General features: G+C 59.7%; 1 protein-coding gene. It reads left to right on the forward strand.

The window, feature by feature from the left end; translation table 11 throughout:
• Positions 1-39 precede the first annotated feature (39 nt).
• Positions 40-385: hypothetical protein (locus F2P45_RS34645; protein ID WP_166882705.1), on the forward strand; the 346-nt coding region annotated here is incomplete at its 3' end.

Below are 385 nucleotides of genomic sequence, written 5' to 3' on the forward strand. Positions count from 1 at the left end.
GCGGTGAGCCGTCCGCGGTACATCAGCGGTAAGCCACTGATGTCGATGAGCGTCTCTTCTGAAACTGTATCGTTCGGCACAGTGGAACAGGACGACGGGACCAAGCAAGCAGCGTTTGGCAGGGCGCCCGACATGTTCGAGTGCCGGCTCGCCGGGAAGGTCCAACCCGGCATGCACAGCATCTACGCCCAATTGGACGGTGTTATCGATGCCGCAGGCAAGATGACGTGCCGGCACGTCAGAACGCGCAACGTCAGCAGGGCCGATTACGCGCTGGCCGAAGGCGTCCTCACGATCGGGACAACGCGTTTTGACTTGGGCACGTTGAAAAACGAAACGCTGACCATGTTTCCCGGAGAGCGTTTCTTCTATAGCGGATCCACCG

It is taken from the genome of Massilia mucilaginosa (genome assembly GCF_011682145.1).
Lineage (GTDB): Bacteria > Pseudomonadota > Gammaproteobacteria > Burkholderiales > Burkholderiaceae_D > Telluria_A > Telluria_A mucilaginosa.